Annotated in this window: 19 protein-coding genes; 14 read left to right on the forward strand and 5 right to left on the reverse strand. The window is 72.0% G+C overall.

The annotated features are described in order from the left end of the window. Both ACFVU7_RS44175 and rlmN read left to right on the forward strand, forming a co-directional pair. Window positions 1–1149, forward strand: a 1149-nt coding sequence (locus ACFVU7_RS44175; protein WP_388052275.1) for a phosphatidate cytidylyltransferase, incomplete at its 5' end; no start/stop codon positions are given. An 83-nt stretch (window positions 1150–1232) separates the two neighbouring features. Continuing rightward, complete coding sequence (rlmN, locus tag ACFVU7_RS44180; RefSeq protein WP_074001525.1) at window positions 1233–2333, forward strand: 23S rRNA (adenine(2503)-C(2))-methyltransferase RlmN; 1101 nt, start codon at window positions 1233–1235, stop codon at window positions 2331–2333. A gap of 33 nt (window positions 2334–2366) precedes the next feature. Here rlmN and ACFVU7_RS44185 read toward each other — a convergent pair whose 3' ends face one another. The 4 genes from ACFVU7_RS44185 to ACFVU7_RS44200 all read right to left on the reverse strand — a co-directional run bounded on the left by ACFVU7_RS44185 (window position 2367) and on the right by ACFVU7_RS44200 (window position 6421). Beyond that, window positions 2367–3518, reverse strand: coding sequence for a hypothetical protein (locus ACFVU7_RS44185; RefSeq protein WP_388052278.1), 1152 nt, complete (start codon window positions 3516–3518; stop codon window positions 2367–2369). A gap of 60 nt (window positions 3519–3578) precedes the next feature. Beyond that, window positions 3579–4334, reverse strand: coding sequence for an ABC transporter ATP-binding protein (locus tag ACFVU7_RS44190; RefSeq protein WP_049651896.1), 756 nt, complete (start codon window positions 4332–4334; stop codon window positions 3579–3581). A gap of 222 nt (window positions 4335–4556) precedes the next feature. Further along, window positions 4557–5951, reverse strand: a complete 1395-nt coding sequence (locus tag ACFVU7_RS44195; protein ID WP_049651897.1) for an aspartate aminotransferase family protein — start codon at window positions 5949–5951, stop codon at window positions 4557–4559. After that, a complete protein-coding gene (locus ACFVU7_RS44200; protein ID WP_030306695.1) occupies window positions 5948–6421 on the reverse strand; it encodes an Lrp/AsnC family transcriptional regulator in 474 nt (157 codons plus the stop codon). The genes ACFVU7_RS44195 and ACFVU7_RS44200 overlap by 4 nt, the downstream gene beginning before the upstream one ends. Window positions 6422–6671: 250 nt before the next feature. On the opposite strand from ACFVU7_RS44200, the gene ACFVU7_RS44205 reads away from it, so the two are divergent. The 3 genes from ACFVU7_RS44205 to ACFVU7_RS44215 all read left to right on the forward strand — a co-directional run bounded on the left by ACFVU7_RS44205 (window position 6672) and on the right by ACFVU7_RS44215 (window position 10938). Continuing rightward, on the forward strand, window positions 6672–8165 hold the full coding sequence (locus ACFVU7_RS44205) for a gamma-aminobutyraldehyde dehydrogenase (protein ID WP_049651898.1): 1494 nt from the start codon (window positions 6672–6674) through the stop codon (window positions 8163–8165). 144 nt (window positions 8166–8309) lie between these two features. Next, window positions 8310–9668 (forward strand): aspartate aminotransferase family protein, encoded by a 1359-nt coding sequence (locus ACFVU7_RS44210; RefSeq protein WP_049651899.1) that lies wholly within the window; start codon window positions 8310–8312, stop codon window positions 9666–9668. 67 nt (window positions 9669–9735) lie between these two features. Continuing rightward, a complete protein-coding gene (locus ACFVU7_RS44215) occupies window positions 9736–10938 on the forward strand; it encodes a spermidine/putrescine ABC transporter substrate-binding protein (protein ID WP_388052281.1) in 1203 nt (400 codons plus the stop codon). A gap of 3 nt (window positions 10939–10941) precedes the next feature. On the opposite strand, the gene ACFVU7_RS44220 is transcribed toward ACFVU7_RS44215, so the two are convergent. Beyond that, on the reverse strand, window positions 10942–12594 hold the full coding sequence (locus ACFVU7_RS44220; RefSeq protein ID WP_074001528.1) for a PucR family transcriptional regulator ligand-binding domain-containing protein: 1653 nt from the start codon (window positions 12592–12594) through the stop codon (window positions 10942–10944). Between the two features lie 298 nt (window positions 12595–12892). On the opposite strand from ACFVU7_RS44220, the gene ACFVU7_RS44225 reads away from it, so the two are divergent. The 9 genes from ACFVU7_RS44225 (at window position 12893) to ACFVU7_RS44265 (ending at window position 23397) form a co-directional block, all read left to right on the forward strand. Further along, window positions 12893–14404, forward strand: a complete 1512-nt coding sequence (locus ACFVU7_RS44225) for a gamma-aminobutyraldehyde dehydrogenase (RefSeq protein ID WP_049651902.1) — start codon at window positions 12893–12895, stop codon at window positions 14402–14404. A 54-nt stretch (window positions 14405–14458) separates the two neighbouring features. Further along, the gene (locus tag ACFVU7_RS44230; RefSeq protein ID WP_388052283.1) at window positions 14459–15709 is read left to right on the forward strand and encodes an extracellular solute-binding protein; all 1251 of its coding nucleotides are present in this window, start codon (window positions 14459–14461) and stop codon (window positions 15707–15709) included. Between the two features lie 40 nt (window positions 15710–15749). Beyond that, window positions 15750–16892 (forward strand): ABC transporter ATP-binding protein, encoded by a 1143-nt coding sequence (locus tag ACFVU7_RS44235; RefSeq protein ID WP_074001531.1) that lies wholly within the window; start codon window positions 15750–15752, stop codon window positions 16890–16892. Then, a complete protein-coding gene (locus ACFVU7_RS44240; RefSeq protein ID WP_049651905.1) occupies window positions 16889–17818 on the forward strand; it encodes an ABC transporter permease in 930 nt (309 codons plus the stop codon). Before ACFVU7_RS44235 ends, ACFVU7_RS44240 begins: the two co-directional genes overlap by 4 nt. Then, a complete protein-coding gene (locus tag ACFVU7_RS44245) occupies window positions 17818–18621 on the forward strand; it encodes an ABC transporter permease (protein ID WP_388052286.1) in 804 nt (267 codons plus the stop codon). The genes ACFVU7_RS44240 and ACFVU7_RS44245 overlap by 1 nt, the downstream gene beginning before the upstream one ends. A 63-nt stretch (window positions 18622–18684) precedes the next feature. Continuing rightward, entirely contained in the window at window positions 18685–20079 is a 1395-nt protein-coding gene (locus ACFVU7_RS44250; protein ID WP_049651907.1) for an FAD-binding oxidoreductase, read from the forward strand. A gap of 193 nt (window positions 20080–20272) precedes the next feature. Continuing rightward, entirely contained in the window at window positions 20273–20704 is a 432-nt protein-coding gene (locus ACFVU7_RS44255; RefSeq protein ID WP_049651908.1) for a hypothetical protein, read from the forward strand. 123 nt (window positions 20705–20827) lie between these two features. After that, the gene (locus ACFVU7_RS44260; protein WP_388052289.1) at window positions 20828–21601 is read left to right on the forward strand and encodes a nucleotidyl transferase AbiEii/AbiGii toxin family protein; all 774 of its coding nucleotides are present in this window, start codon (window positions 20828–20830) and stop codon (window positions 21599–21601) included. Between the two features lie 272 nt (window positions 21602–21873). Beyond that, window positions 21874–23397: a CoA-acylating methylmalonate-semialdehyde dehydrogenase gene (locus tag ACFVU7_RS44265; protein WP_049660358.1), complete on the forward strand. Its 1524-nt coding sequence runs from the start codon at window positions 21874–21876 to the stop codon at window positions 23395–23397. Window positions 23398–23583: the final 186 nt, after the last annotated feature.

Genomic DNA, 23583 nt, shown 5'->3' on the forward strand with positions numbered 1-23583 from the left:
CCCGCGGCCCACGGGCGGCCCGCCGGCGGCGGCCCGGCCGACCCCGCCGAGGGGCAGGCCCGGGGGGCCGGTCGGTTGAGCGGCCCGCTGTTCCGGGACGAACAGCCCGAGCCGGCGCCGCCGGGCGTCACGGAGACGGTCGTGCTGCGCGCGATATCCGACGACGCCGCCCCCGCCCCCGGTCACGGCACCCCGCCGCACCCGGGGGCACCGGTGCATCCCGCGCCGCCGGCGAACCACCTGGCGGCCGGGCAGCCCCGCTTCGTGCCGTCGTCCCTCCCAGGGCAGGAGACACCCGTGGCCGCCCAGCCCGCTCCGCAGCCGCAGCCGCGCAAGCAGCGCGGCGGCCGTAACCTCCAGGCCGCCATAGGCGTGGGCGTCGGCCTCGGTGCGGTGATCATCGCCTCGCTGTTCGTGGTGAAGGCGCTGTTCCTGGTCGTCGTGATGGCCGCGGTCGCGGTCGGCGTCTGGGAGCTGACCAGCCGGCTCGCCGAGCGCAAGCAGATCAAGGCGCCGCTGGTCCCGCTGGTCGTGGGCGGCATCGCGATGGTCGCCACCGGCTACTGGTCCGGCATCCAGTGGGCCGCCGCCTCGCTCGCGCTGACCGGGCTGGCGGTGATGGTCTGGCGGATGGCCGAGCCGCCGGAGGACTACCTGCGGGACATAACGGCAGGCGTGTTCACGGCCTTCTACGTGCCGTTCCTGGCCACCTTCGTGGCGATGATGCTGGCGGCCGACGACGGCCCCCAGCGGATCGTGCTCTTCCTGATCGTGACGATCTGCAGTGACACCGGCGCCTACGCGGTGGGCTACAAGTTCGGGAAGACCAAGCTGGCCCCGACGATCAGCCCGGGCAAGACCCGCGAGGGCCTGGCCGGCGGCATCGGCCTGTCGATGCTGGCGGGCGCGCTGCTGATGGAGCTGATCATCGACGGCGGCAGCTGGTGGCAGGGCCTGATCCTGGGCGGCTGCGCGGCGGTCACCGCGACCCTGGGCGACCTGGGCGAGTCGATGATCAAGCGCGACCTCGGGATCAAGGACATGGGCACGCTGCTGCCCGGCCACGGCGGCATCATGGACCGGCTGGACTCGCTCCTGCCGACCGCCCCGGTGGTCTGGCTGCTGCTGGCGGCCTTCGTCGGCAGCTGACCCGCCCGGGCGGGACGTACGAGGTGAGGGCCCCGGACGCCTGGCGTCCGGGGCCCTCGCGCGTCTGCGACACTGGAACAACCATGCCTAAGCCCGGAGAACTCACCTTTGTCGCGCCGCGCGGCGCCAAGCCCCCGCGACACCTCGCCGACCTGAGCCCCGCCGAGCGCAAGGAGGCCGTCGCCGAGCTGGGCGAGCAGCCGTTCCGCGCCAAGCAGCTCTCCAACCACTACTTCGGCCGGATGTCGAACGACCCGGCGAGCTGGACGGACATCCCCGCCGCCAGCCGGGAGAAGCTCACCGGGAGCCTGCTGCCCGAGCTGATGTCGGTGGTCCGGCACGTCTCCTGCGACGACGACGCCACCCGCAAGACGCTCTGGAAGCTGTTCGACGGCACGCTCGTGGAGTCCGTGCTGATGCGCTACCCGGACCGGGTCACCATGTGCATCAGCTCGCAGGCCGGCTGCGGCATGAACTGCCCGTTCTGCGCCACCGGCCAGGCCGGTCTGACCCGCAACCTGTCCACCGGCGAGATCGTCGAGCAGATCGCCTCCGGGATGCGCGCGCTCAAGGCGGGGGAGATCCCCGGCGGCGAGGCGCGGCTGTCCAACGTGGTCTTCATGGGCATGGGCGAGCCGCTGGCCAACTACAACCGGGTGCTGGCCGCGATCCGCCGGCTGACCGACCCGGCCCCTGACGGCTTCGGCCTGTCCCAGCGCGGCATCACGGTCTCCACCGTCGGCCTCGTCCCGGCGATGAACCGGTTCGCCGACGAGGGCCTCAGCTGCCGTCTGGCGCTGTCGCTGCACGCCCCGGACGACGAGCTGCGCGACGAGCTGGTCCCGGTGAACACCCGGTGGAAGGTCGCCGAGGTGCTGGACGCGGCCTGGAACTACGCGGAGAAGTCCGGCCGCCGGATCTCCATCGAGTACGCGCTGATCAAGGACATCAACGACCAGGCCTGGCGGGCCGACCTGCTCGGTCGGCTGATCAAGAACCACCGGGTGCACGTCAACCTGATCCCGCTGAACCCGACCCCGGGTTCCAAGTGGACGGCCTCCCGGCCCGAGGACGAGCGCGAGTTCGTCCGCCGCCTCCAGTCGCACGGCGTGCCGACGACCGTCCGCGACACCCGCGGCCAGGAGATCGACGGCGCCTGCGGCCAGCTCGCCGCGGCGGGCTAGGACAGGAGCCGGGCGCCAGGTGCGTGGCGCGGGTCAGCGCAGGCCGGCGGCCGCCAGTGCGGCGGTCGCCCCGCCGGTCAGCAGCAGTGTGCTGCCCACCGCGAGGGTGCGCAGCGCGACCGCGCCGAACAGCAGCCGGGGCGAGGTGCCGAGGCGCAGCAGCGCGTCGGTGACCTCCCGGCGGTCGGTGCGGACCTCGGCGAGCCGGGTGACCACCGCGGCGGCCGCGCAGCCGAGCACCAGGCAGGCCTCGACCGCGGGCAGCGCGTCGGCGCTGTCGGGCGTGCCGATCCAGTAGCGGACGGTGGTGAGCACCAGCGCGACGGCGAGGGTGAGCACGGCCAGCGGTGCGCCGAGCCGGCGGGCCTGGGCGGTGAGCCCGCGCCCGGCCAGCAGCCGCAGCGGGGTGGGCCGTCCGACGGCGAGCAGCCGCCCGGCCCAGCCCAGCAGCGGGCCGGTGAGCAGGGCGAGGCCGAGCGCGCTGGCGGCCCAGCCGCCGAGGGCGGCGGTGCTGGTGCTGCCGAGCCCGGCGGGCAGGTGGATTGGGCGGCCGTCGGCGGCGGCGCCGGGGCGCAGGGCGATGAGTTCGAGCGCGGCGCCGATGACGCCCAGTCCGGTCGCCAGGGCGATCCGCCAGACGCCGAAGCCGGTCGGGGCCTGGGTGCGACCGCCGGGCAGGGTCTCGGTGACGGGCACCGCGCAGGCGGCGGCGGTGCCGGCGGTGAGCGGGACCAGGGCGAGCAGGGCGACCGGTGCGGCGGCCGGCAGCGGCACGCCCATGCCGAGGTCGGGGGCGAGCCCGGGCCCGGCGACGTCGTTGCGCAGCACCAGGAAGGCCAGCAGGGTCAGCACGCTGCCGAGGGTGGAGGCGAGCGCGACCTCGCCGGCGATCAGCGTCCGGATCCGGTGGGAGCCGGCCCCGGCGGCGGTGAGGCCGGCGATCCGCTCGGGCCGCCGGGCGGGCACCGCGCGGGCGGCGACGGCCGCGAACCAGGCGACGGCGGCGAGCGGGGGCAGGCACCAGAGCAGCCGGACCAGCGGGCCGGCGCCGCCGGCCGGGTCGCTCATCGCCCGGCCGAGGGAGCGCAGCAGGAAGGCGGCGACCACGGCGGCGGCCAGCGCGGTGAGCAGCCAGCGGCCGAGGTCGGGCACCCGGTAGCCCCGGGCCAGACGGAAATAGAACACGTCGACTCTTTCAGCGGCTCGGCGGCGTTCGGTGGCTCGGCGTTCGGCGGCCCGGCGCCGTCAGCGGCGGGTGGCCGTGACGGCGGGCGCCCCGTTGGCCCCGGGGGCGGTGGTGCCGCGGGGGACGGGGGCGACGGGGGCGGTGAGCCGTCCGTCGACGAGGGCGACGGCGCGGTCCGCGAACCGGACGAGTTCGGCGTCGTGGGTGGCCAGGACGAGGGTGAGCTGGTGGGACCGGGCCGCGCTGGTCAGTATCCGCATGACCTGGTCGGCGGCCTCGCGGTGCAGCGGGGCGGTGGGGTCGTCGGCGAAGACCACGGGCGGCAGCGGGGCCAGGGCGCGGGCGACGGCGACCCGCTGGCGCCGGCTCTGGACGAGCCGCTCGGGGCGCAGCCGGGCGCAGTCGCCGACGTCGAGGCGTTCCAGCCACTCGTCGGCGGCGGTGTAGGCGGCCTTGTTGCCGGCCCCGGCGAGCAGCAGCGGCAGGGCGACGTTCTCCCGGGCGGTCAGTTCGGGCACCAGGTGGGGCTCCGAGCCGACGAAGCCGAAGCGGTCGCGGCGCAGCCGTTCGCGGCCGGCCCGGGCGAGGGTGTGCACGGGGGCGCTGTTGAACCAGACCTCGCCCTCGTCGACCGGGAGCTGCGCGGAGAGGCAGCCGAGCAGGGTGCTCTTGCCGGAGCCGCGCGGGCCGGTGACGGCGAGCACCTCGCCCTCGCGGACGCCGATCGAGATGCCGCGCAGGGCGGGGGTGCCGTCATGGGACTTGACGATCCCTCGGGCCCACAGCACGTCGTTGTCAGGCGGTGCCGCTGACATGAGGATCCATCCTGGGTGGCCGCAGGGATATGACAGTCGTCAGATTAGAACGAGGGGGCCGGGTCGCGGTTGCGGCGCACTGGTCCATCACGGGCAAATCACCCGCATTCAGGCATGTTTGGTCGTACGACTGTGATGTTGAGCGGACCGGGGACGCCGAAGGGCGGCCCCGCGGGAGCGGGGCCGCCCTTCGGCGGAGGGTGGGGAAGAAGGCTCAGGGGATCAGATCTTCGCCCACGCGTCGGTGAGGCTGGTCCGCAGGATCTGCTCGATCTCGTCGAAGGTCGACTGGTCGGAGATCAGCGGCGGGGCCAGCTGGATGACCGGGTCGCCACGGTCGTCGGCGCGGCAGTACAGGCCGTTGTCGAAGAGGGCCTTCGACAGGAAGCCGTAGAGGACGCGCTCGACCTCCTCGTCGTTGAACGACTCCTTGGTGACCTTGTCCTTCACGAGCTCGATGCCGTAGAAGTACCCGTTGCCGCGGACGTCGCCGACGATCGGCAGGTCGCGCAGCTTGTCCAGGGTGCCCAGGAACGCCGACTCGTTGTCGAGCACGTGCTGGTTCAGGCCCTCGCGCTCGAAGATGTCGAGGTTGGCCAGCGCCACCGCGGAGGAGACCGGGTGGCCACCGAAGGTGTAGCCGTGCAGGAAGGTGTTGTCACCCTTGTAGAACGGCTCGGCGAGGCGGTCCGAGATGATCGTGGCGCCGATCGGGGAGTAGCCCGAGGTCATGCCCTTGGCGCAGGTGATCATGTCGGGCTGGTAGCCGAACTTGTCGGCGCCGAACATGGTGCCCAGGCGGCCGAAGGCGCAGATGACCTCGTCCGAGACCAGCAGCACGTCGTGGCGGTCGCAGATCTCGCGCAGGCGCTGGAAGTACCCGGGCGGCGGCGGGAAGCAGCCACCGGCGTTCTGCACCGGCTCGACGAAGACGGCGGCGACGGTCTCGGCGCCCTCGTTGAGGATGGCCACCTCGATCTCGTCGGCGCACCAGCGGCCGTAGGCCTCGGGGTCGACCGTGCCGTCGGGGCCCTCGAGGAAGGCCGGGGCGCGGTAGATGTTGGTGTTGGGCGCCTTGTGGGTGCCCGGGACCAGCGGCTCGAACGGGGCCTTCAGGCCCGGCAGGCCGGTGATCGACAGGGCGCCCTGCGGGGTGCCGTGGTAGGCGACGGCGCGCGAGATGACCTTGTACTTGGTCGGCTTGCCGGTCAGCTTGAAGTACTGCTTGGCGAGCTTCCAGGCGGTCTCGACGGCCTCGCCGCCACCGGTGGAGAAGAAGACCTTGTTCAGGTCGCCCGGGGCGTAGTTGGCCAGGCGCTCGGCCAGCTCGACGGCCTTCGGGTGGGCGTAGCTCCACACCGGGAAGAAGGCGAGCTCCTTGGCCTGCTTGGCGGCGGCCTCGGCGAGCTCCTCACGGCCGTGGCCGGCCTGGACGACGAACAGGCCGGCGAGGCCGTCGAGGTACTTGCGTCCCTTGTCGTCCCAGACGTAGGTGCCCTCGCCCTTGACGATCGTCGGCACGGGGGAGTTCTCGTACGACGACATGCGGGTGAAGTGCATCCACAGGTGGTCGTAGGCGGTCTTGGAAAGGTCCTTCTGCGCCGGGTCGGCTGTCATCGGGTGCCCCAGGTGTAGGTCTGTTTCCGGAGCTTCAGGTAAACGAAGCTCTCGGTGCTCCGCACGCCGGGAAGCGCGCGGATGCGCTTGTTGATCATTTCGAGCAGGTGCTCGTCGTCCTCGCAGACCAGTTCGGCCAGGAGGTCGAACGAGCCTGCGGTGCAGACGACGTAGTCGACCTCGTCGAGGGCGGCCAACGCGTCGGCGACGGGTTCGATGTCGCCCTCGACCCGGATGCCGACCATCGCCTGGCGGGTGAAGCCGACGGTGAGCGGGTCCGTGACGGCGACGATCTGCATCACGCCCTGGTCGAGCAGCTTCTGGACGCGCTGCCGCACGGCCGCCTCGGACAGGCCGACGGCCTTGCCGATGGCGGCGTACGGGCGTCGCCCGTCCTCCTGGAGCTGCTCGATGATCGCCTTGGAGGCGGCGTCGAGGGGAACGCTGGCGTTCCGGTCGCGGTTGGCCACGCGGCCACTGTGCCTGATCGTTCGCGCGTTCGCAAGCGTGGAAACTGCTGATTTCGTCGTGATCTTGGAAAACGTATGCGGATTTCATTGCCAGAGCGCACTCCGCCTGTCGATACCAGCAGTCGTGCGGCTACCCTGGCACCGTACGCGCGCGCCCCCGAGGGCCGGTGCGCGTACCGCCACCAGTGGACCGCGCCGCTCCGGGTGCGGCCACTCGGGACCCTTCGTACGCCGGACCCGCCGACGTACCATGGCGCCGGAATCTGCAACGCCGCAGGCCCAGACCGAGGAGAGATCCGTGAGCGACCTTCGCACGCTGCGCAACTACATCAACGGTGAGTTCGTCGACGCGGTCGACGGCCGCACGCTCGACATCGTCGACCCGACCACCGGCGAGGTCTACGCGACGTCGCCGCTGTCCGGTGCCGCTGACGTGGACGCCGCCATGGCCTCGGCCGCCGCCGCGTTCCCGATCTGGCGCGACTCCACCCCGAGCACCCGGCAGAAGCTGCTGCTCAAGATCGCCGACGCGGTCGAGGCCCGCGCCGACGAGATCGTCGACACCGAGGTGCGCAACACCGGCAAGCCCCGCGCGCTGACCCTCTCCGAGGAGATCGGCCCGATGGTGGACCAGATCCGGTTCTTCGCCGGTGCGGCCCGCATGCTGGAGGGCAAGGCCGCCGGTGAGTACATGGACGGGATGACCTCGATCATCCGCCGCGAGCCGGTCGGCGTCTGCGCCCAGGTCGCGCCGTGGAACTACCCGATGATGATGGCCGTCTGGAAGTTCGCCCCGGCCATCGCCGCGGGCAACGCCGTCGTGCTGAAGCCCTCCGACACCACCCCGGCCTCCACCGTGCTGCTGGCCGAGATCATCGGCGGCGTGCTCAAGGAGCTGGAGCTGCCGGCCGGCGTCTTCAACGTCATCTGCGGCGACCGCGAGACCGGCAAGCTGATGGTCGAGCACAAGACCCCGGCGATGGCCTCCATCACCGGCTCGGTGCGCGCCGGCATCTCGGTCGCCGAGTCCGCCTCCAAGGACGTCAAGCGCGTCCACCTGGAGCTGGGCGGCAAGGCCCCGGTCGTGGTCTTCGAGGACGCCGACATCGCCGAGGCCGTCGAGGGCATCTCGGTGGCGGGCTACTTCAACGCCGGCCAGGACTGTACGGCCGCCACCCGCGTGCTGGTCCACGAGTCGATCCACGACGCCTTCGTCGAGGCGCTGGCCAAGGCCGCGGCCGAGACCAAGACCGGCGGCGTGGACGACGAGGACGTGCTGTACGGCCCGCTGAACAACGCCAACCAGCTGAAGCAGGTCTCCGGCTTCATCGAGCGGCTGCCCGCCCACGCCAAGGTCGAGGCCGGCGGCCACCGGGTCGGCGACAAGGGGTACTTCTACGCCCCGACCGTCGTCTCCGGCCTGAACCAGGACGACGAGATCATCCAGAACGAGGTCTTCGGCCCGGTCATCACCGTGCAGAAGTTCACCGACGAGGACCAGGCCGTCGAGTACGCCAACGGCGTCGAGTTCGCGCTGGCCTCCTCGGTGTGGACCAAGGACCACGCCCGCGCCATGCGGATGTCGCGCCGCCTGGACTTCGGCTGCGTCTGGATCAACACCCACATCCCGCTGGTCGCCGAGATGCCGCACGGCGGCTTCAAGAAGTCCGGCTACGGCAAGGACCTGTCGGCGTACGGCTTCGAGGACTACACCCGGGTGAAGCACGTCATGACCGCGATCTGATCAATTGATCACCGGCTGAACCGACCATGGGCCCGGGTCTTCTCGACCCGGGCCCTGTGTCTTTGCACCCTGTCGACGGTTGGCGCGACCGGCTGACACGATGGAACTGCCCTTCGGGGACGGGCCCGCCCTAGCCTTACCGGCATGAGCATTCCCACCGCTGACTCAGCCGCCGGCCAGGCCGTCAAGGCCGTCGACCGCGCGCACGTCTTCCACTCGTGGTCCGCCCAGGCGCTGATCGACCCCCTCGCGGTGGCCGGCGCCGAGGGCTCGTACTTCTGGGACTACGACGGCAACCGCTACCTCGACTTCTCCTCGCAGCTGGTCAACACCAACATCGGCCACCAGCACCCGAAGGTGGTCGCCGCGATCCAGGAGCAGGCGGCGAAGCTCTGCACCATCGCCCCCGGCTTCGCGGTCGAGGCGCGCAGCGAGGCCGCCCGGCTGATCGCCGAGCGCACCCCCGGCGACCTGGACAAGATCTTCTTCACCAACGGCGGCGCCGAGGCCAACGAGAACGCCATCCGGCTGGCCCGGCTGCACACCGGCCGGCAGAAGGTGCTGTCCACCTACCGCTCGTACCACGGCGCCACCGCCAACGCGATCGCCCTCACCGGCGACCCGCGGCGCTGGCCCAACGAGAGCGGCGTCTCCGGCGTGGTGCACTTCTGGGGGCCGTACGCCTACCGCTCCAACTTCCACGCCGAGAACGAGGCGCAGGAGTGCGAGCGCGCGCTGGAGCACCTGGAGCAGGTGATCGCGTTCGAGGGGCCCGGCACCGTCGCGGCGATCATCCTGGAGACCGTGGTCGGCACCGCGGGCATCCTGGTCCCGCCGGCCGGCTACCTGGCCGGGGTGCGGGAGATCTGCGACCGCTACGGGATCGTGTTCATCCTGGACGAGGTGATGGCCGGCTTCGGCCGCACCGGCGAGTGGTTCGCCGCCGACCACTGGGGCGTCACCCCGGACCTGCTCACCTTCGCCAAGGGCGTCAACTCGGGCTACGTGCCGCTGGGCGGCGTGGCGATCAGCGCCGAGATCGCGGCCACCTTCGCCGAGCGGCCCTTTCCCGGCGGGCTCACCTACTCCGGCCACCCGCTGGCCTGCGCCTCCGCGGTGGCGACCATCACCACCATGGCGGAGGAGGGCATCGTCGAGAACGCCAAGCACATCGGCGAGACGGTGCTCGGCCCCGGCCTGCGCGAGCTGGCCGAGCGGCACCCGTCGATCGGCGAGGTCCGCGGCCTCGGCGTGTTCTGGGCGCTGGACCTGGTGAAGAGCCGGGAGACCCGCGAGCCGCTGGTGCCCTACAACGCGGCCGGCGCCGCCAACGCGCCGATGGGCGAGCTGGCCGCGGCCTGCAAGCAGCGCGGGCTCTGGCCGTTCGTCAACATGAACCGCTTCCACGTCGTCCCGCCGTGCACCGTCACCGAGGAGGAGGCCAAGACCGGCCTCGCGGTCCTGGACGAGGTGCTGTCGCTCACCGACGCGCACACTGTCTGACGTACCAACCAGGACGGCCCCGAGCACCCGCGTGCCCGGGGCCGTCCCACGCTCCGGAAGGCCGCTCATGCCCAGCAGCTCCACCCTGACCCGCCGTCCTCCCGCCTCCAGCCCCGTCCGCCGGCGTTCCGTGCTCGGCGGGGCCGCGCTGCTCGGCGCCGGCGTGCTGACCGGTTGCGGCATCCCGTCCGCGTACGTGGCCGAGGACCGCCGCTCGGTGCCGGACCGTTCGGAGGGCGACAAGCGGCTCGTCTTCTCCAACTGGACGCAGTACATCGACACCGACGACGCGGGCGGGCGCCCCACCCTGGACGCCTTCAGCGAGAAGACCGGGATCGCGGTCGGCTACACCGAGGACATCAACGACAACGACGAGTTCTTCGGCAAGATCAGCCCGGTGCTCACCCAGGGCGCCGCTCCCGGCCGGGACCTGATGGTGATCAGCGACTGGATGGCCGGGCGGTACGTCTCGCTGGGCTGGGTGCAGGCGATGGACCGGGCCAACCTGCCCAACGTCACGGCCAACCTGGACCCGCAGCTGGCCGACCCGGCCTTCGACCCCGGGCGCCGGCGCAGCGTGCCGTGGCAGTCCGGGATCACCGGCATCGCCTACAACCGCAAGGCGCTCGGCCGGGAGATCAGGTCCACCGCCGACCTGTGGGCGCCCGACCTCAAGGGCCGGGTCACGCTGTTCGCCGGGCTGGACGAGGCGCTCGGGCTGCTGATGCTCTCCCAGGGCGCGGACATCGCGAAGTTCACCGACGACGACGCGCGCCGGGCGATGGACCTGGTGCAGAAGACGGTGGACAGCGGCCACGTCCGGCGCTTCACCGGCAACGACTACACCAGCGACCTCGCCTCCGGTGCGGCGCTCGCCTGCCAGGCCTACTCCGGCGACGCCGTCCAGCTCACCGCCGAGAACCCGGACATCGAGTTCGTGGTGCCGGAGGAGGGCGGCGAGCTGTGGGCGGAGAGCCTGATGATCCCCAACCGGGCCGCCCACAAGCGCAACGCCGAGCTGCTGATCGACTACTACTACCAGCCCGAGGTGGCCGCCGAACTCGCCGCGTTCGTCCAGTACATCTGCCCGGTGCCGGCCGCCCGCGAGGTGCTGGCGGCCAGCGGCGACAAGGAGAAGGCCGAACTCGCCGAGAACCCGCTGGTGTTCCCGACCGACGGGATGCGCGCCCGGCTGCACACCATGCGCGACGTCACCTCGGCCGAGCGGCCCGAGCTGCACAAGGTCTGGGGGCGCATCACCGGGGTGTGACCGCTACCGCCGGACGGCGTCCAGGGCGAGCAGCGCCACGTGCAGGGAGAGGCAGGACTCCACCTGGTCGAGGTCGACGCCGAGGATCCGCTCGACCTTGTGCAGCCGGTCGTAGAAGGACGGCCGGGACAGGTGCGCGGCGTCCGCGGCGGCCGACTTGTTCCGGCCCTGCTCCAGGTAGATCCGCAGCATCTGCACCAACTGGCCGTTGTGCTCGGCGTCGTGGGCCAGCAGCGGGCCCAACTCCCGCTCCACGTACGTCTGCAGCCGGGCGTCGTCGCGCAGCAGGTGGAGCAGGCCGCGCAGCCGGACGTCCGGCAGGCGGTAGTAGGAGGAGCTGCGGCCGCCGGGCGCGTCGTGCAGGGCGGCGTCGGCGACCTGGGTGGCCTCCAGCAGGGTGCGCCGGGCGTCGCGCACCGAGCCGACCGAGGAGCCGACCGCGACCACCGGGCCCGCCGGGTCGCCGCCCTCCCGTCCGGCCTCGGCGGACATCCGGCGCAGCGCGGCGGAGAGGGCGTCCAGCGAGGCGTGCTCGTCCTGCTGGGTGCCGAGCGTGATCAGCAGCCCGACGGCCTCGTCGTCCAGCGCGCCGACCAGGGCGGTGAGCCGACAGGCCCGGACGGCGCCGGCGGCCAGCTCGGTGAAGTCGCGCAGCCGGGCCTGCGCCTCCAGCGCGGCCGGGATCGGGCCGCGCCGCTGCCGCAGCACCACGCCGACCAGCCGGCGGCCCTCCAGCGGGATGCCGAGGGCCTGGGCGCGCAGCGCCGCCTCGGAGACGGTCAGCGCATGGGTGAGGATGCCGGACAGCAGGGTGCGGTGGGTCTGCCGCTCCAGGCTCTCCCGGTCGCGCACCACCAGCCGGTTGAGCGCCAGCGCGGAGGCGCCGCGCTCCAGCAGCATGGTGTGCGGGTGGGCCTCGCCCTCGGGCAGCGGGCCGGGCTCCTGCACCAGCACCAGCCGGCCCCAGTCCTGGCCGCGGGCTCCGACGGTGGTGACCAGCCAGCCGCTGCGCGGGTCGTGGCCGGTGCGTCCGGCCGGCCGGACGCCGCGCGAGCGGCGCTCCCAGTCCTCCAGCACCTCGGCCTCCGGGCGTCCGGCGGCGTCGTGGGCGAGCACCTGGTGGGCCAGGTTCTCCAGGACGACCGGGGCGCCGGCCATCCGGGACACCTGGCGGATCACCTCGGGCGGCTCGGCGCCCTCCACCACCAGCTCGTTGAAGACCTGGTGGACCGACTCGGAGATCCGCAGCTGCTCCAGCTGGGAGTTGACCACCAGGGCGTGCACGGCCTCGGTGACGGCGACGAAGCGCAGCTCGCGGCGGAGCGTGATCAGCGGCAGTCCGCGCTGCTCGGCGGCGTTGACCAGGGCGCGGGGGAGCGAGTCGAAGTAGCGCCGCCCGAACTCGACGACCAGGCCGGCCACCCCGACCTCGTCCAGCTCGCGCACGTAGCGGGCCAGGCCCTCGCGGTCCTCGGGCAGGGCGATGCCGGTGGTCAGCACCAGTTCGCCGCCGCGGAGCATCCCGGCGACGTCGGGCAGTTCGCTGACGTGGACCCAGCGGACCGGCCGCTCCAGGTGGTCGGCGCCGGCCACCACCTGGGGCAGGCCGCGCCGCATCACGTCGAGGTCGAGGACTCGGGCGACGGTGGGGAGCATCGCGGGCCTCCGGGGCTGTGGAGAGCGGAGCCGGGGCTCCGGGCGTTCTGGTTTCGGGTGACGCGGTCGGGGTGTGCGGTCAGGGTCGTGCAGTCAGGGTGTCAGGTAAATCATCCATCCCCCCGACGACCTGTTGCCCTGCCCGCACCCTTGCACCCTGTAAGGCCCTTCGTGCCGAGGTTGTCGAAGTGACCCTTGTCACCCCAACCCCGCAGCAGGCAAGGTCAGCGGGACCGCAGACCCCCACCGCGGACGCGTGACCCCGCAGCGGTCGAACCACGGCACTTGGAGGAACCAGATGGACCTGACCGACTTCGGCCCGGGCGCGCAGTACATCGCGGGACGCCAGACCAGGGGGAGCGGCGAGCCCTTCCAGGTCGTCAACCCCGCCGACGGCAGCGTGGTCGAGCAGGTCGCGCTGGCCACCGCCGGGGACGTGGACACCGCCGTCGCCGCCGCCAGGGCGGCCCTGCCCGGCTGGTCCTCGGCCACCCCCGGTGCGCGCTCCGAGGCGCTCACCCGGCTGGCCGCCGTGCTGGCCGGGGCGGCCGACGACCTGGCCCGGGTGGAGACCGCGCAGACCGGCAAGCCGGTCAAGCTGGCCACCGAGTTCGACGTGCCCGGCACCGTCGACAACGCCGCCTTCTTCGCCGGCGCCGCCCGCAACCTGGAGGGCAAGGCGGCCGGCGAGTACTCCGGCGACCACACCTCGTACGTGCGGCGCGAGGCGGTCGGCGTGGTCGGCTCGATCTCGCCGTGGAACTACCCGCTGCAGATGGCCGCCTGGAAGATCCTCCCGGCGATCGCCGCGGGCAACACCATCGTGCTCAAGCCGGCCGAGCTGACCCCGCTGACCTCGCTGATGTTCGCCCGGGCCTGCACCGCCGCCGGCATCCCGGACGGCGTGGTCAACGTGGTCACCGGCGCCGGGCGCACCGCGGGCGAGCACCTGGTCGGGCACCCGGACGTCGCGATGGTCTCCTTCACCGGCTCCACCGGCGTCGGCAAGCGGGTCGCCGAGATCGCCACCGCGGGCGTCAAGCGCACCCACCTGGAGCTCGGCGGCAAGGCCCCGTTCGTGGTCTTCGACGACGCCGACCTGGACGCCGCGGTGCACGGAGCGGTCGCGGCCTCGCTGATCAACGGCGGCCAGGACTGCACCGCCGCCACCCGCGCCTACGTCCAGCGCCCGCTGTACGACGCCTTCGTGGCCGGGGTGGCCGAGCTGTACGCGGCGATCCGGATCGGCGACCCGCTGAACCCGCGCACCGACCTCGGCCCGCTGGTCTCGTACGCCCACCGGGACCGGGTGGCCGGCTTCGTGGAGCGCGCCCGCTCGTACGCCACCGTGGTCACCGGCGGCCGGGCCCCGGAGAAGGGCCACGACGGCACCGACCTCACCCGGGGCGCGTACTACCGGCCGACCCTGATCACCGGCGCGGCCCAGGACAGCGAGGTCGTGCAGGGCGAGATCTTCGGCCCGGTGCTGGTGGTGCTGCCCTTCGACGGCGACGACGAGGGCCTGCGGCTGGCCAACGACACCCCGTACGGGCTGGCCGCCTCCGCCTGGACGAGCAACGTGCACCGCTCGCTGCGCGCCACCCGGGAGATCGCGGCCGGCTGCGTCTGGGTCAACGACCACATCCCGATCATCAGCGAGATGCCGCACGGCGGCTACAAGGCGTCCGGCTACGGCAAGGACATGTCCCAGTACTCGCTGGACGAGTACACCCAGGTCAAGCACGTCATGTTCGACACCACCGCGGTGGCCCGCAAGGACTGGCACCGCACCGTCTTCGGAGACAGATAACCCCCGGACCACGCGGGTGCCCCCACACCCCATCTCCCCCAGGAGGCCCGTTCCATGGCGTTCAACGAGCTCACCGACGGTCTGCCCGAACCGGTCCGAAGGGCCTGGGAACGCAGTCTGACCAGCGGCCGGGCCGCGCTCGGCCGCCGCACCCTGCTGCGCGCCGCCGCGCTGAGCGCCGGAGCGGGCACCCTGGCCGCCTGCGGGATCCCGGCGGCCCCGCGGGCGACCGGCGACTCGACCGCGAACGCCGCCAAGGACCTCTCGGAGACGCAGAAGGAGGTCGCCTTCTCCAACTGGCCGCTGTACGTGGACACGGACGAGAAGGACAAGGAGAAGCACGGCACCCTGGAGGCCTTCACCGAGGCCACCGGCATCAAGGTGAAGTACAACGAGGACGTCAACGACAACGTCGAGTTCTTCGGGAAGATCAAGCCGCAGCTCGCCTCCGGCCAGGACACCGGCCGCGACCTGATGGTGCTCACCGACTGGATGGCCGCCCGGCTGATCCGGCTCGGCTGGGTGCAGAAGCTCAACCCGGCGAACGTCACCACCGCGATCACCAATATCGAGTCGCGCTTCCGCGCCCCCGACTGGGACCCGGGGCGGCTCTACTCCTACCCGTGGGCCGGCATCCAGACCGTCGTCGCGTACAACCGGAAGGCGACCAGGGGGAAGGAGGTCACCAGCGTCTCCCAGCTGCTGGACGATCCCGACCTCAAGGGCCGGGTCACCTTCCTCTCCGAGATGCGCGACAGCATCGGGATGGTCCTGCTGGACCAGGGCAAGAGCACCGAGAGGTTCACCGCCGACGACTTCGACGGCGCGGTCGCCCGCCTCCAGAAGGCCGTCGACAGCAAGCAGATCCGCCGCTTCACCGGCAACGACTACGGCCAGGAGCTCTCCGCCGGCGACATCGCGGCCTGCATCGCCTGGGGCGGCGACCTGATCCAACTGCGCGCCGACAACCCGGACATCGAGTTCGTCATCCCGGAGAAGGGCTACATCGCCTCGACCGACAACATGCTGGTCCCGGCCAGGGCCCAGCACAAGGCGAACGCGGAGAAGCTGATCGACTTCTACTATCAGCCGAAGATCGCGGCGCAGCTGGTCGCGGGCATCGGCTTCGTCTCCGCCGTCACCGGGATGAAGGACGAGCTCGCCGGCATCGCCCCGGACACCGCGGCCAACCCGCTGGTCGTACCCACCCCCGAGATGGCGGGCAGGGCGCACGTGTTCCGCACGCTCTCCGAGAGCGAGGAGAGCGACTTCGAGCAGAAGTTCTCCAAGCTCATCGGCGCCTGACCCCCGCTCCCGGCAGAGAATCCCAGGAAGACACCACCCCATGACAGACCAGCAGCGCGACGCGGCCGTCGGCGGCGACGTCCGGCTCACCGGCATCGGCAAGACCTACGGCTCCTTCACCGCCGTCCACCCGCTCGACCTGACCGTCCCGCAGGGCTCGTTCTTCGCCCTGCTCGGCGCCTCCGGCTGCGGCAAGACCACCACCCTGCGCATGATCGCCGGCCTGGAGGAGCCCACCAGCGGCACCGTCCTGATCGGCGGCCAGGACGTCACCGCCCTGCCCCCGTACAAGCGGCCGGTGAACACCGTCTTCCAGAGCTACGCGCTCTTCCCGCACCTGGACATCTTCGAGAACGTCGCCTTCGGCCTGCGCCGGCGCGGCAGGAAGGACGTCAGGAAGCAGGTCGAGGAGATGCTGGAGCTGGTCGAGCTCGGCCAGTACGCCCGGCGCAAGCCGCACCAGCTCTCCGGCGGCCAGCAGCAGCGCGTCGCGGTCGCCCGCGCACTGATCAACCACCCGCAGGTGCTGCTCCTGGACGAGCCGCTCGGCGCGCTCGACCTCAAGCTCCGCCGCCAGATGCAGCTGGAGCTCAAGCGGATCCAGACCGAGGTCGGCATCACCTTCGTGCACGTCACCCACGACCAGGAGGAGGCCATGACCATGGCCGACACCATCGCGGTGATGAACGGCGGCCGGGTCGAGCAGCTGGGCGCCCCCGCCGACCTGTACGAGAACCCCGCCACCACCTTCGTGGCCAACTTCCTCGGCCAGTCCAACCTGCTGCCCGCCGAGGTCACCGGCACCGAGGGCGGCGACCTGCTGCTCAGCGCGGCCGGCGCCCGCCTCGCGGTGCCGAAGGCGCGCTGCGCCACCGACGCCAAGCGCGTCCACCTGGGCGTGCGCCCGGAGAAGATCACCATCACCCACGCCTCCGAGCAGGTCGCCGACGGCCGCAACCGGCTGGCCGGCACGGTGCTCGACTCCAGCTTCATCGGCGTCTCCACCCAGTACGTGGTGCGCACCGACGGCGGCCAGGAGGTCACCGTCTTCGAGCAGAACATGGAGCGCGACGCGCGGATCGTCCCCGGCGCCGCCGTCCAGCTGCACTGGAACCCGGCGCACTCCTTCGCCCTGGACGCCGCCCAGGCGATCGACGCGGGCACCGCGGAGGAGGCCGCATGACCACCACCACCCCGGCCGCGCCACCCCAGGTCATACCGCTGGAGGGACCGGCGCCGAAGCCCAGGCGCAAGCTCACCCCGTACTGGCTGCTGCTTCCCGGCATCGCCTGGCTGGTCGTCTTCTTCGCCGTCCCGCTGGTCTACCAGGCGTCGACCTCGCTGCAGAGCGGCTCGCTCGAAGAGGGCTTCAAGGTCACCTGGCACATATCGACCTACTGGGACGCCCTGGTCGAGTACCGGTGGCACTTCCTGCGCTCGTTCTCCTACGCGGCCGTCGCCACCGTGCTCTGCCTGGCCGTCGGCTACCCGCTCGCGTACACGATCGCCTTCAAGGCGAGCAAGCGCTGGCGCAACGTCATCCTGATCCTGGTCATCGCGCCGTTCTTCACCAGCTTCCTGATCCGCACGCTGGCCTGGAAGACCATCCTGTCCGACGGCGGCCCGGTGGTCGGCGCGCTGAACGCGCTGCACGTCCTGGACGTCACCAACCTGCTCGGCCTGACCAGCGGCGACCGGGTGCTGGCCACGCCGCTCGCCGTGGTCTGCGGCCTGACCTACAACTTCCTGCCGTTCATGATCCTGCCGCTGTACACCTCGCTGGAGCGGATCGACCCGCGCCTGCACGAGGCGGCCGGCGACCTCTACGCCCGGCCGTTCACCACCTTCCGCAAGGTCACCTTCCCGATCTCGCTGCCGGGCGTGGTCGCGGGCACCCTGCTGACCTTCATCCCCGCCTCCGGCGACTACATCAACGCCCAGCTGCTGGGCTCGCCGAGCGAGCAGATGGTCGGCAACGGCATCCAGAAGCAGTTCCTGAACGTGCTCGACTACCCCACGGCCGCCGCGCTGAGCTTCATCCTGATGGCCCTGATCCTGGGCATGGTGACGGTCTACATGCGCAAGGCCGGGACGGAGGATCTGGTCTGATGTCCCGGATTTCCAAGTGGATCCGCGCCCACCTGGTGGTGCTGGCCGGCCTGCTGGCCCTCGCCTACCTGGTGCTGCCCAACCTGGTCGTGCTCGCCTTCTCGTTCAACAAGCCGGTGGGCAAGTTCAACTACGAGTGGAACGAGTTCTCCACCGACGCCTGGACCAACCCCTGCGGCGTGGCCGACATGTGCCAGTCGCTCTCGCTCAGCCTGCAGATCGCGGTGCTCGCCACCGTCGGCGCCACCGTGCTCGGCACCATGGTCGCCTTCGCGCTGGCCCGCTACCGCTTCCGCGGCCGCTCGGCCACCACCGCGATGATCTTCCTGCCGATGGCCATGCCCGAGGTGGTCATGGCCGCCTCGCTCGGGACGCTCTTCCTCAACATGCGCATCCCGTTCGGGTTCACCACCATCCTCATCGCCCACATCATGTTCTGCCTCAGCTTCGTGGTGACGGCGGTCAAGGCGCGCGTGATGAGCATGGACCCGAGGCTCGAACAGGCCGCCCAGGACCTCTACGCGACCCCCGTCCAGACCTTCCTGAGGGTCACCCTGCCGCTGGCGGCGCCCGGCATCGCCGCGGGCGCGCTGCTCAGCTTCGCGCTCTCCTTCGACGACTTCATCATCACCCAGTTCAACTCGGGGCCGACCACGGTCACCTTCCCGATGTTCGTCTGGGGCGCCTCGCAGCGCGGCATCCCGGTGCAGGTGAACGTCATCGGCACCGCGATGTTCCTCGCCGCCGTCCTGCTGACCGTCGTCGGCCAGTGGCTGGGCAACCGCCGGAAGGCCGCCGCCTGACATACGGTCGACGACGGTGGCCAGTACAACCATCACCTATTCGTAGAAAGTGGCTGATAATGCATGGACTCCGCCCGCGCACTCAGTGACGCCAGGCCCACCCCCTTCTGGCTGGAGGATCCCGGCCGGCCGGCGGCACTGCCCGCCCTGGTCGGCGACACCACCTGCGACCTGCTGGTCGTCGGCGGCGGCTACTCCGGCCTGTGGACCGCCCTCATCGCCAAGGAACGCGACCCCTCGCTGGACGTCGTGCTGGTCGAGGGCAACGAGGTCGGGTGGGCCGCGTCCGGGCGCAACGGCGGGTTCTGCGCGGCCAGCCTGACCCACGGCTTCGGCAACGGCCTGGACCGCTGGCCGTCCGAACTGGCCCAGCTGGAACGCCTCGGTGCCGCCAACCTCGACGGCATCGAGGCCACCCTCAAGCGCTACGGCATCGACGCCGAGTGGGAGCGCACCGGCGAGATCGACGTCGCCACCCAGCCCCACCAGGTCGAGGAGCTCCACGAGATCGCCGAGGCGGTCGCCCGGTACGGCTTCGACATCACCGTCCTGGACGCCGACCAGCTGCGCGCCGAGGTCGACTCGCCGACCTTCCTCGGCGGCCTCTGGGACAAGGAGGGCGTGGCGATGGTCCACCCCGCCAAGCTCGCCTGGGGCCTCAAGGACGCCTGCCTGGGCCAGGGCGTGCGGATCTTCGAGCACACCCGGGCCACCGACCTGCGGGAGCACGGCAGCGGCATGGCCGTCCGCACCCCGTACGGCCGGGTCTTCGCCCGCAAGGTCGCGCTCGGCACCAACGTGTTCCCGTCGCTGCTCAAGCGGGTCCGCCCGTACGTCGTCCCGGTGTACGACTACGCGCTGATGACCGAGCCGCTCAGCGAGGAGCAGCTCGCCGCGATCGGCTGGCGCGGGCGCCAGGGCCTCGGCGACAGCGCCAACAAGTTCCACTACTTCCGGCTCTCCGCCGACAACCGGATCCTCTGGGGCGGCTACGACGCGGTCTACCACTTCGGCGGCCAGGTCCGGCACGAGTACGACCAGCGGCCGGAGACCTTCCGCACCCTGGCCAACCACTTCTTCCGCTGCTTCCCGCAGCTGGAGGGCCTGCGCTTCACCCACGCCTGGGGCGGCGCGATCGACACCTGCAGCCGGTTCTCGGCGTTCTTCGACACCGGGTACCGGGGCAAGGTCGCGTACGCGGTCGGCTACACCGGGCTCGGCGTCGGCGCGACCCGCTTCGGCGCCGAGGTGATGCTCGACCTGCTGGCCGGCGAGCGCACCGAGCGCACCTCGCTGGAGATGGTGCGCAGCAAGCCGCTGCCGTTCCCGCCCGAGCCGGTGCGCTGGGCCGGGATCGAGCTCACCACCCGGTCGCTGGAGCGGGCGGACCGCAACGGCGGCCACCGCAACCTCTGGCTGCGCACCCTCGACCGGCTGGGGCTCGGCTTCGACAGCTGAACCGCTGAAATGCTGAACCGCTGATCTGCCGAAACGGCTGAAGCCGTTGAAACCGTTGAAACCACGAACGCCCGTAGCCGGGTGCCCCTAGTCGTGTAATCGGGACCCGCCGTCCGCCTCTCCTTGGTGACGGCGGGTCTCGCTCTTCCCGCCGTCTCCGAACAGTACGAACGGCAAGAAGCGGGGACACGACATGGAGACCACCGGACTGCACTGGCTCGCCCAGGCGGCACCGGACCCGGAGGCCTTCCGGGACCAGTGGGAGCGCACCGGGCTGGGCCTGGTGCTGCTGCCGGCCGGCCGGCGTTGGGACGTCCTCTCCGTCCCCGGACGGCTCGGGCGCCCGGCCGCGGAGGTCCTGGACCCGCGCACCCGCGGTCCGGTCCTCACCGACTTCGGGGGCGGGCAGGTCAGCTTCCTGGTGCCCGTCGGCACCGCCGCCCGCTGGATCGGCACCGGCGTGCGCGGTGCGGGGGAGGGCACCTGGATCGTCGTCCCGCACCCCGGGCGCCGCAGCCGGGGCGTGCGCTGGCTGGTCCCGCCGGACGGCTCCGGGCGGCTCACCGACCCGGTGCTGCTGGAGCTCGCCCTGCACGAGGCGGCGGCCCGGCTCGGCGGCTGGTGAGCCGCGCCGTCTCGTGCGGAACCGGGGGCCCGGGGGCGTGAGGAGGTGCCCGGGGGCGCCCGGTAGCGCTCCGGGCGCCCGGCAACTGGCGCGTGGAGCGGGCGGTCGCGTCAGACTGGAGGCGTGACCACCGTCCCGCACGCCGTCGACGCGTCCCTCCGCCCGGGCCCCGCCCAGCTGCGCCTGGCCGCGCTGGCCGCACCCGTCTGCGACCGGTACGGCCTCGCCCTGGCGGGAGGGCACGCGCTGCGCGCCCACGGCGTCGCGGCCTGCCCGCAGGACGGGCTGACCCTGGCGACCGGCGGCGCCGACCTGCCGGAGGTGGCCGCCGCGCTGGGCGAGGCGTACCGGGCGGCGGGCGGCGGGGCCGTCGAGCGGCCGGGCACACCGCGGCTGGAACAGCTCACCGTCCGGCTGGCGCTGGGTGGGCGGTCGCACTCGGTGGAACTGCGCAAGGAACCGCTGGGACACCGGCCGGTCCGGTTCGACCTCGGTGCGCCCGGACCGGAGGAGCCCCCGGCGGTGCTGCCGGTCGTCGCCCTGGAGGACGCGGCCGCGCTGACCACCGTGCTGCTCGTGGACCGGGGCATGCCCCGCGACCTGATCGACGTGCACGCCCTCACCCGCTGCTACCGGGAGGGCGAACTGCTCGCGCTGGCAGCCGAGTTGGACCCGGACTTCCAGCCCGCGGCGCTGGCCGAACGGCTGGAGGCGCTCGCCGAGGCGGCGGACGGGCGGTTCCGCGCCCGGGGCGTGCCGGCCGGGGAGGTGGCCGAGCTGAAGCGGTGGGCGCTGGCCTGGGCGCAGGACCTGCGGCTGGACCTGCTGGAGACCCGGGAGGCGGCGGACGGGCTGCACGACCCGTACCTGGAGGAGCCGGAGGACGGGGAGTCCTAACCCCTCGGTCCCGCGGGTGCCCGCGGTGTTTGGGTGCCCGTGCCGTTGGGGGCATTCGTGGTGGGTTCACACGTTCGGGCGAGTGACCGGACGACCTGTAAGGCTGAATCCACGATCCCCGTCAGCCTGTTCGTTGAGCTGCGCCGGAGCGGCCACCAGACTGGGAGACGAGCGCGGTAGCCCCGTGATTCCCGTCGCCCGGCCCACGTGCGGGCGGCGCCAGACCGGACCGGTGGCAGGACGCCGCCCGGGACTTCGGAGGCAGACGGACCTTGAGCAAGCACATCATTCACTGGATCGGCGGCAAGCCCGTCGCCACCGCCGGTGCGGCCCCCCGTCGCGGCGAGGTCTTCGACCCGGCCACCGGCCAGGTCGCCGGCCAGGTCGACTTCGCCGAGATCGCCGAGGTCGACCAGGCCGTGGCCGCCGCCGCCTCGGCCTTCACCGAGTGGCGCACCGCCTCGATCGCGAAGCGGACGACGGTGCTCTTCGCCTTCCGCGAGCTGCTGAACGCCCGCCGCGACGAGCTGGCCTCGATCATCGTGGCCGAGCACGGCAAGGTGCACTCCGACGCGCTCGGCGAGATCGCCCGCGGCCTGGAGGTCGTGGAGTACGCCTGCGGCATCCCGCAGCTGGTCAAGGGCGGCTTCACCGAGCAGGCCTCGACCGGCGTCGACGTCTACTCGATCCGCCAGCCGCTCGGCCCGGTCGCGATCATCTCGCCGTTCAACTTCCCGGCCATGGTGCCGATGTGGTTCTTCCCGATCGCCATCGCGGCCGGCAACACCGTCGTGGTGAAGCCCTCGGAGAAGGACCCGTCCGCCGCCAACTTCCTCGCCGAGCTGTGGAAGGAGGCCGGCCTGCCGGACGGCGTCTTCAACGTCGTGCACGGCGACAAGGTGGCCGTCGACCGCCTGCTGGAGCACCCGGACGTCAAGTCCGTCAGCTTCGTCGGCTCCACCCCGATCGCCCGCTACGTCTACGAGACCGGCACCCGCTACGGCAAGCGCGTGCAGGCCCTGGGCGGCGCCAAGAACCACATGCTGGTCCTGCCGGACGCCGACCTCGACCTCGCCGCCGACGCCGCCGTCAACGCGGGCTTCGGCGCGGCCGGCGAGCGCTGCATGGCGGTGTCCGTGCTGGTCGCGGTCGACCCGATCGGCGACGAGCTGGTCGAGAAGATCAAGCAGCGGATCGCCACCCTGAAGGTCGGCCCCGGCTGCAACGGCGAGTCCGAGATGGGTCCGCTGGTCACCGGCCAGCACCGGGACAAGGTCACCTCCTACGTGGAGTCCGGGGTCGCCGACGGCGCCGAGCTCGCGGTGGACGGCCGCAAGCACCCGGTCACCGCCGAGGACCGGAACGGCTCCCCGACGGCCGACGGCTTCTGGCTCGGCCCCACGCTGTTCGACCACGTGAAGCCCGGCATGTCCGTCTACAACGACGAGATCTTCGGCCCGGTCCTCTCGGTGGTGCGCGTCGACTCCTACGAGGAGGGCCTGGCACTGATCAACGCCAACCCGTACGGCAACGGCACCGCCCTCTTCACCAACGACGGCGGCGCGGCCCGGCGCTTCCAGTTCGAGGTGGAGGTGGGCATGGTCGGCATCAACGTGCCGATCCCGGTCCCGGTCGCCTACTACTCCTTCGGCGGCTGGAAGGCCTCGCTGTTCGGCGACGCCCACGCGTACGGCCCGGACGGCGTGCAGTTCTTCACCCGGGGCAAGGCCGTGACCCAGCGCTGGCTGGACCCGTCGCACGGCGGCATCAACCTGGGCTTCCCCACCAACAGCTGATCCGCACGGCACCACCGGCCGGACCCCTCTCCCCGGGGTCCGGCCGGCCGTCTTTGCACGACGTTTGCATCGGTGCGTGGAAGCGCGTACAGTTCTTCGAGCTGCCTGGCAGGGAGCACCGGACACGCATCTGCGCGGACGGTCCCGCGGTGGCCAATCCTCTGAAACACCACTTCCGGTTCGTGC

The sequence above is a fragment of the Kitasatospora sp. NPDC058046 genome, assembly GCF_042885595.1.
Classification (GTDB): Bacteria; Actinomycetota; Actinomycetes; order Streptomycetales; family Streptomycetaceae; genus Kitasatospora.